This is a genomic window from Mesobacillus subterraneus, assembly GCF_023715485.1.
GTDB classification, from domain to species: Bacteria; Bacillota; Bacilli; order Bacillales; family Cytobacillaceae; genus Mesobacillus; species Mesobacillus subterraneus_B.
Map to the genome: position 1 here is coordinate 291,757 of NZ_JAMBOF010000007.1, position 8,188 is coordinate 299,944.

Sequence of the window (8,188 nt, forward strand, 5' to 3'; positions counted from 1 at the left end):
GAACGTGAATTATAAAAATCAGTTTATGGGCTGCTGCATATGATTGTATAGATACAAATTTTAAGAGAGGAGGGCGGCTGTAATGGATGAAAAATTGTACGCAAAGGATTTGGCAGGATGTCCAACTGTTTACTGTGCGACGCGGGACGACCAGGCCCCGCTTTTCACCGCAGAAGCGTTGATCAACGGGAACATCGAAAAGATCAACCTTGAAGATTATAAAGGAAAATGGGTCATTTTGTTTTTCTATCCAAGCGACTTTACCTTTGTTTGACCGACAGAACTGGCGGCGGTCGCCGCTATTTACCCTTATATCAAAGCGCTGAACGCTGAATTGCTGTCAATCAGCACTGACAGTGTATTTTCACACAAGGTCTTTAAAGAAACTTCACCTTCCTTGAAAAATGTCACCCATCCGATGGTCAGCGACAGGACCCAAGTTATCAGCCGGGCATACAGGGTGCTCGATGAAAAAACCGGCGCTGCCTTCAGGGCATCTGTGTTTATTGACCCTGAACAAATCATCAGAGCAAAGCTGATTTATCCTGGGAATGTGGGCCGCAATCTCCCTGAACATCTAAGGATTTTGCAAGCTTTCGAATATGCAAAGCAAACAGGGAAAGGTGTACCTGCAAACTGGGTGCCAGGACAGCAGGGAATTAGTACAGACCCATCGAATATCGGGAATATATGAAACAGTATAAATTAATACTTAAAAAAGCAGTCCTTGGCATTTTTTTACTTGCGCAGGTGAAATAACAAAATTTACGAAAAGAGCCATAAAAGACGCCAAGCTGTAATGTACAGCTTGGCGTCTCATTTGGTAATTTAGAGTTCAGTTGTTCTTGGTTTTAACTTTGCTGTTTTACTAGTTATTTTGTTCATCTTTTCAGCAGCCATGGCATTTTCCCTCTGCAAATATCCAGCATAAGAATGGTTCCAACTCTTAATTGCAAGATAGGACAGCAGAATTGTTACTGCCAAAATGCCAAGGATAGCCGGCCAGAAGGCGGAAGATACATAGCTGTCTGCGTATGCAAGTCCAATTGGAGAAAATACAACATAAAGGATCGCTACGAATGCCAGCAGGACAACTGATAATGGCAATGAGTATTTCCACGGAACCATGTTAACGACTGCCTCGGAGCGGAAGGTATATGGTGTTGCTCTTGGCTTCCAGATACCAATGGCTACCATGATGGCGACTTCAACCACAAATAAGATTGCGTAAATGTGGATGAAATGAATAGGAACTGCGAAATCGAACAAGTGCTGAGTGCCCCAGACGAGCATATAATACGTTATGACGTGGAAGATGATTACGACTTTTGCCGCAAGCGCCGGAATTCGTTTTGAGAAAATACCGACGAGTAAAATTACAATGATCGGGATATTGAAGAAGCCTGTAAATCTTCTGATCAAATCCCATAGTCCTTCTGGTGCATTCATCAATAACGGTGCGATACATAATGATACGACAGCAAGCAGTGTACCGGCGATTTTACTTACGGAAATCAATTTTTTATCGTCTGCATCAGGATTGAAGCGTGCTTTGTAAATATCAAGTGCGAACATCGTTGCAGCACTGTTCAGCAAAGAGTTGAATGAACTTAACACGGCGCCAAGCAGGACAGCCAGGAAGAAGCCGGACATCCAGGTCGGCAATACATCGGAAATCAGCGTTGGGTAGGCAAGGTCAACCGACTTCAAACCATCTCCATACATATGGAAGGCGATAATACCAGGAATCATCATTGTCAAAGGAACGAGTAGTTTGTAAAAGCCAGAAATCAATACGCCTTTCTGTCCTTCAGCAAGACTTTTAGCTCCCAATGTACGCTGGATGACATATTGATTTGAAGCCCAGTAGAATAGGTTGGCAAAAATCATTCCGGTAAAAATTGTTCCAAATGGTACAGAGTCTTTCTCTGTTCCGATCGAGTTCAGTTTTTCAGGATTGGTAGAAGCGATCTGCTTCATGCCGTCTGACATGCTGCCGTCGCCGAGGGCGATCAGGCCAAGGATCGGAACAAGCAGCCCGATGATGATCAAGCCGATGCCATTTAAAGTATCAGAAATTGCGACAGCTTTAAGTCCGCCGAAAATTGCGTAAATGGCACCAATTATGCCGATGATCCAAATGACGATCCACACAGATGCTTCATATGAGATACCGAATAATTCAGGGAAATTGAAAAGCTGCAATACTGCTAGTGCTCCAGAATAAAGCATCGATGGAGCGGTAACGAAGATATAGCCGAGCATGAACAATAGCACGGTATATTGTCTGACACCCTCATCGAACCGTTTGCTCAAAAATTCCGGCAGCGTAGTAAAATTCCCCCCAAGATATTTAGGCAGCAAGTAAATGGCCATGATGATAATCGCAAAAGCTGCGGTTACCTCCCATGCCATGTTCGATAAATTTGTTCGGTAGGCTTGTCCATTCAGGCCGACCAATTGTTCAGCTGAAAGATTGGTAAGAAGGAGAGATCCGGCGATAAAACCGCCAGTCAAGCCGCGCCCGGCAAGGAAATAACCGGCTGAATCGCTGACTTCTCCTTTTGTCTTAACATACGAATACCAGGCGACCAGCCCCATGAAAAACGCGGCTGAAATCACAGTAAATCCAATACCCCCAAAATCCATTTGTTGACACCCCTTGTTGTGTAATTATTTTACATACTAATTATCCTGCTCGCTAACTTGCTAAACCTTTAACGCGGTAAAATATTTATTGCCAATTATTTTAATTAGGAAAAAATGGATAAAAACAATATAATGAAAGTATAAAAGGTGAAAATTGATGGACTGGAGTGGTTCGGATGGATTTTTCAATGGTTGTATCTGAGGATCGGATTAAGCGTGCTTATAAAGATGGAGAGTTTGAAAATCTGCCGGGTTACGGAAAACCGCTAAACCTTGAGGATTTGTCCTCAGTTCCGGAAGAATTGAGAATGGCCTATCAGCTTCTGAAAAACAGTGGCTTTTCCCCAGAGGAGAACAAATTGAGACAAGAAGTCATGTCAATCGAAGACCTTATTCGCACCTGTGAAAACCCTGAGGAAAAAGACCGGCTCAGCCAGCAATTAGGGCAAAAACTTTTAAAATACAATAAAATCATGTCCAGCAGAGGAAGCAAAACAAATTCCTCCGTTTTCAAGAATTACGAACGGAAGATTGAAAAGAAGCTGCTATAAAAACATCGGAAATACTTAAGATAGTATTGAAAAAAATTCTATACAGAAAAGGGCCAGGCGGAGAAATCCAGCCTGGCCCTTCTTTAATAATTCTTATGCGCCTAGAGTCTTGATTTTTTCAGCGGAGGCAGCTGTTTGGCTGACGTATGCTGCGATTGTCTCATTATCATCGTTCAACGTTTCGATTGTTGCGTTCATTTCTTCCAGTCCTGCAGTCGCCTGTTCAATGATTGCAGCGAGTTCTCGTGTGGATGCTTCAACATCGCCAGTTTGGTTTTTAACGTCGCTGACGGATAATTCGAACTGGCCAAATTGGTTAGTAAGCTCGCGGAGAGTACTGCTGACTTCAGAGAAAAAGCCAGAGACCTCGTCAACGGCAGAACGGCTATCTTCTAGCTTCTCGCTGCTGTCATTCATTTTTTCCAGAGCAGCTGAGTTTGTTTCATTTACAGCTGCAAGGTTTTCAGTGATTTGCAAGGCCGTTTCTTTCGTGTTTTCAGCAAGCTTGCGGATTTCATTCGCAACGACGGAGAAGCCTTTTCCGGCCTCGCCAGCACGGGCTGCCTCAATTGAGGCATTCAGCGCAAGAAGGTTGGTTTGTTCAGTGATATTGCGGATGTTGACGATGAAGCCGTTCGTTTCCTCAATTTTTTTCGTGAGCATCGAGAACGTTTGGCTGAGTCCGGAAATCGAAACGGCGAGCTCTTTCATATCACCCTGGAGTTCGCTGATTTTTATAGAGCCGCTTTCAGATGCTTTTGCCGCATGCAAAGTATTATCTGACAGCAGCACAGACATCTCGGACATTTCGTCCATTCTTTGTTTCGTCATTTCGGCGTTTTCAGAGATTTGATTGATTTGTTCAGTCTGTACCTGGCTGCCGGCTGAAATTTCATTGACTGCAACCTTCATTTCAGTTTGTGACGTCAGGTGTGTCTGGATTTGCTCATTGATTTTCCCAAGGCTTTCAGTTACGACAATAAGCTCGCTATGGAGCAAAGCACTGTGCTGCTCTTTGCGCGTCTTTTCATTTTCTGAAGCTGCGAGAAATGTTTCGAGCGATTTATATGTGTTGCGGTTCAAACGAATCAGGACGAAAAGCACTGCACCAAGCAAAATGTAACAAAGCAATATTGCCGCGAAGTTATTGCTGAGGAATTCCTGATCAGTCGATGCCATCAGTGCATTCATCACCACGGCCGCCAGTCCCAGTGTGTAACCCGTGACGAAGATTTTTGTATCAAAATGGATAGCTGAAAAGACAGCCAGGAAGAGCAGGACCAGCAAGAACGCCCCGTTGCCCCCAAAATTAAAAATGTAGAAAAAATGATGAATGAAAATAGCAGCAAACGCGGCATAAGGGAACAAGGATTCCTTCTTAAGCCAAAGGTGGAAAATCAGGAAAAACAACAAGAAGAACGATAATTCACTTACATAAACTATAGTTTTCAACATTGGTTCCTTTTCGATGATGGTGTACACAGATGTCGCAACCAAGGATACCGAATATGTGCTGAGCATGAGTATATTCTTCTTTTTCGTATCCTGTCTGCGGAGATTTTCGATAGCCTCCACGTTAAATCCTCCTTAGATGATGAGTGTCTTTACATATGTTATATCGGCATAGAAAATCTTAATCTTTATTCCCTTGGAAAAAATATTTTTGGGTGTCATTTTGATAAATCACTTAAAATTTATAAAAATATGTCGAAATAAAAAGAGATATTATGGCAGTCGTGAAGCTAGAGACAGAAATAGAAGTAAAGCAGACAGGGGAGTCGTAAATGGATAAGTCGTCGATCATTGGTGTCATTTTAGCGATCATTGCGGTGGGAGTAGGAATGGTGTTCAAGGGTGTAAGCCCGAGTGCCCTTGTGAATCCAGCTGCGATTTTAATAATAGTAGTGGGAACGGTCGCAGCGGTGACAATAGCCTTCCCTGCAAATGAACTTAAAAAAGTACCCAAGCTGTTCAAGATTTTATTTAAAGAAAAGGAAAGTGCTGATTTACCGGCTTTGATCCGTCTATTCTCAGAATGGGCGCAGCTTGCGCGTAAAGAAGGACTGCTTGCACTTGAAGCAAAAACGAGTGAAGTCGATGATGAATTTTTAAAGAATGGTTTATCGCTTGCGGTCGACGGCCAGAGTGCCGACTACATCAGGGACGTTTTAACCGAAGAAGTAGAAGCGATGGAAGAGCGCCATCTTTCTGGCGCAGCAATTTTTACACAGGCCGGCACTTATGCTCCCACACTTGGAGTACTAGGAGCAGTTGTTGGTTTGATTGCAGCCCTCAGCCATATGGATAATACCGAAGAGCTTGGTAAAGCGATCAGTGCTGCCTTCGTCGCGACATTGCTGGGGATTTTCACTGGCTATGTATTATGGCATCCATTCGCGAATAAGTTGAAGCGTAAATCAAAGCAAGAGGCAAAAGTGAAATACATGATGATTGAAGGAATTTTATCGATCCTTGAAGGGGAAGCGCCAAGAGTGATTGAACAAAAGCTTGCTTCCTATCTGCCGGCTGGCGAACGTAGACAGATCCTTGAAGAAAGCGGCGTGACGAAGGATGAGTAAGAGGAAAAAGAAGCATCATCACGAGGAACATATGGATGAATCCTGGCTGATTCCATATGCGGATTTGCTCACACTCTTGCTGGCGCTGTTCATCGTCCTTTTTGCGATGAGTTCGGTCGATGCCGTGAAATTCCAGCAGCTTTCAAAGGCCTTCAATGATGTTTTTGCAGGGGGAACGGGCGTGTTTGAGTTTCAGAGCCCGATGCCTGAAGGGCAGATGGAATCGCCGGATGAACGCAAAGAAGATGTCGAGAAGAATGACCAGGATGATATCGCCAAGGACCAAATGGAACTTCTGGCGCTGCAGCAAAAGGTCAATTCATATATAGAAGAAAAGAAGCTGACAGACAAGCTGAATACCAAACTGACAGATGAGGGCCTTCTCCTGACAATCAGGGATAACGTCCTGTTCGAATCGGGAAGGGCTGAGGTAAGGACATCAGATGTTAACATTGCGAATGAAATCGCCGATTTGCTGATCATGGAGCCGCCGCGGAATATCATCATCAGCGGCCATACAGACAATGTGCCAATCACGACTGCGCGATATGAATCCAACTGGGAACTGAGCGTCATGCGTGCCGTCGAATTCATGAAAATCATTTTGAAAAACAATCAACTGGACCCGCGCTGGTTCAGCGCAAAAGGCTTTGGTGAATTCCAGCCGGTAGCTGCGAATGAAACCGCGGAAGGCAAAGCGAGGAATCGAAGGGTAGAAATCTTGATTCTGCCTCGCACAAGCAATAACCCTGAATAATGAGATACGAACCGTCGTCCGGAAATGGGACGGCGCTTTTTTTTGATTATTTTATAATTTAGGTATTTTCATAATTTTGGATATTTGCTATGATTTAGGAATCTAACTTTGCGAGGTACAATGACATGAATAAACTTAAAGGTTACTATCGGCAATTCCACCCAATTGTCTGGGTTCTGCTGAGCGGGACCGTGCTCGCAAGGGGTTCAGCGTTTGCGACACTGCCATTCCTGGCCATCTATCTATCCAGGAACCTGGATTTGCACCCAGTTTTGATTGGGCTTACGATTGGAATCAGTCCTTTGTCCGGGGTAATTGGAGGATTTTTAGGAGGCCATCTATCTGACCGCTTTGGCCGCAAGCCAGTAATGATAGGGTCGTTATTCATGATGTCGCTGGTATACTTTGGCTTCATGATTGCTGATACTCCTGGGTGGTTCATTCTTTTGAATGCGCTGAATGGATTGAGCGGTTCGTTCTTTGAACCAACAGGCCAGGCGCTGATTGCCGACTTGACGGAAAAAAGCAAGCGGATGCGGGCGTTCTCACTCAGGTATACGGCAATCAATATCGGTGCCTCCGTAGGTCCTTTGCTCGGCGCCTATCTTGCGGTAGTCTCGGCGAAATCAGCATTCATGGTCACAGGGATTATGTATTTCGTTTATGTGATAATCCTGGCATTAATGATGAAAAAATACAATCTAGGAAATCCGGTGAGTGAAGGTGCTTCAAAAGTGACGATTGCCAATTCCTTGAAAATCATTGGTAAAGATAAGGCATTAAGATATTTGGTGCTCGGATCGATCATCATTAACTTCGGTTACTCACAAATGGAATCCAATGTGCCTCAGCATCTCGAATCATCGATTGCAAACGGAGTGTTCGTCTATTCTGTGATGCTTTCGATAAATGCGGTCATGGTCGTCCTGCTGCAAATGCCGATCAGCCATTTCGCCGAGCGGTTCAAAACGATGCAAGTGATGATGACCGGTGCAGTTTTCCTCTCTATTGGAATGCTTACATTTGGATTTGTTACTGGCTGGTACACAGGGATATTGGCGATTTTTTTCGTGACCATAGGTGAAATTCTAATTTTTCCTTCGAGCAGCTATCTCGTCGACAAGCTGGCGACGGACGAATTGCGGGGTACTTATTTTGGAGCTGCCCAATTCCGGAAGCTCGGCCATTTCTTCGGTCCGATAACCGGGGGCTTCTTATTAAATGAAGCAGGGGCAACAGTTTTATTCACGGTCATTGCCATCGCGGTGCTCGGAAGTATTGTGTTTTTTGTCCAGGGAAACAAGGTTTTTGTCAAAGCCGCCCCGGGATTGGTGAAAAATTAATGAAAAGGTCAAGATTCTGAGAGAATCTTGACCTTTTTGCGTATTAGAGTGTGAATCTGCATTAAAAAATGAGGGTGATTGGCAGCGTACAAAAATTTAATAGCGAAAATGAGAATTTAATAGCGAAAATGAGAATTTAATAGCGAAAAAATAATTTTAATAGCGAAAAAATAATTTTAATAGGTTCCGTCAAGAATTATGTGTAAGCATCCATACTCCATGAGTTATATTTGGAGGGGTAGTCAGGCAGCCGAGGCTGCCTGACTACCCCTTTTTGGCCATTGTATATCGTTGTTCAAACATTTTTAA

At 43.8% G+C, this 8,188-nt stretch carries 7 protein-coding genes; 5 read left to right on the forward strand and 2 right to left on the reverse strand.

What is annotated here, in order from left to right; genetic code table 11:
- The first annotated feature begins 82 nt into the window (after window positions 1-82).
- Window positions 83-694, forward strand: coding sequence for a peroxiredoxin (locus tag M3204_RS12745; RefSeq protein WP_251482320.1), 612 nt, complete (start codon window positions 83-85; stop codon window positions 692-694).
- A 134-nt stretch (window positions 695-828) separates the two neighbouring features.
- On the opposite strand, the gene M3204_RS12750 is transcribed toward M3204_RS12745, so the two are convergent.
- Window positions 829-2,649: a solute:sodium symporter family transporter gene (locus M3204_RS12750; RefSeq protein ID WP_251482322.1), complete on the reverse strand. Its 1,821-nt coding sequence runs from the start codon at window positions 2,647-2,649 to the stop codon at window positions 829-831.
- 176 nt (window positions 2,650-2,825) lie between these two features.
- Between M3204_RS12750 and M3204_RS12755 the strand changes: the two genes are divergently transcribed.
- The gene (locus M3204_RS12755; RefSeq protein ID WP_251482325.1) at window positions 2,826-3,200 is read left to right on the forward strand and encodes a DUF1992 domain-containing protein; all 375 of its coding nucleotides are present in this window, start codon (window positions 2,826-2,828) and stop codon (window positions 3,198-3,200) included.
- Window positions 3,201-3,293: 93 nt separating this feature from the next.
- Here the strand turns inward: M3204_RS12755 and M3204_RS23880 are convergent, their stop codons facing one another.
- Entirely contained in the window at window positions 3,294-4,775 is a 1,482-nt protein-coding gene (locus M3204_RS23880; protein ID WP_251482327.1) for a methyl-accepting chemotaxis protein, read from the reverse strand.
- A gap of 209 nt (window positions 4,776-4,984) precedes the next feature.
- Here M3204_RS23880 and motA point away from each other — a divergent pair, with 209 nt between their 5' ends.
- The 3 genes from motA (at window position 4,985) to M3204_RS12775 (ending at window position 7,879) form a co-directional block, all read left to right on the forward strand.
- Window positions 4,985-5,779 carry a flagellar motor stator protein MotA gene (motA, locus tag M3204_RS12765; RefSeq protein WP_251482329.1) on the forward strand — a complete coding sequence of 265 codons (795 nt, stop codon included), beginning with the start codon at window positions 4,985-4,987 and terminating at the stop codon, window positions 5,777-5,779.
- Complete coding sequence (gene motB, locus M3204_RS12770; protein WP_251482332.1) at window positions 5,772-6,536, forward strand: flagellar motor protein MotB; 765 nt, start codon at window positions 5,772-5,774, stop codon at window positions 6,534-6,536. Before motA ends, motB begins: the two co-directional genes overlap by 8 nt.
- A gap of 125 nt (window positions 6,537-6,661) precedes the next feature.
- Window positions 6,662-7,879: an MDR family MFS transporter gene (locus tag M3204_RS12775; protein ID WP_251482335.1), complete on the forward strand. Its 1,218-nt coding sequence runs from the start codon at window positions 6,662-6,664 to the stop codon at window positions 7,877-7,879.
- Window positions 7,880-8,188 lie beyond the last annotated feature (309 nt).

Excerpts from the sequence above, each read along its gene's own strand:
- motB (WP_251482332.1), top strand. The coding sequence starts at position 5,772 with ATGAGTAAGAGGAAAAAGAAGCATCATCACGAGGAACATATGGATGAA.
- M3204_RS12775 (WP_251482335.1), top strand. The coding sequence starts at position 6,662 with ATGAATAAACTTAAAGGTTACTATCGGCAATTCCACCCAATTGTCTGG.
- M3204_RS12755 (WP_251482325.1), top strand. The coding sequence starts at position 2,826 with ATGGATTTTTCAATGGTTGTATCTGAGGATCGGATTAAGCGTGCTTAT.
- M3204_RS12750 (WP_251482322.1), bottom strand. The coding sequence starts at position 2,649 with ATGGATTTTGGGGGTATTGGATTTACTGTGATTTCAGCCGCGTTTTTC.
- motA (WP_251482329.1), top strand. The coding sequence starts at position 4,985 with ATGGATAAGTCGTCGATCATTGGTGTCATTTTAGCGATCATTGCGGTG.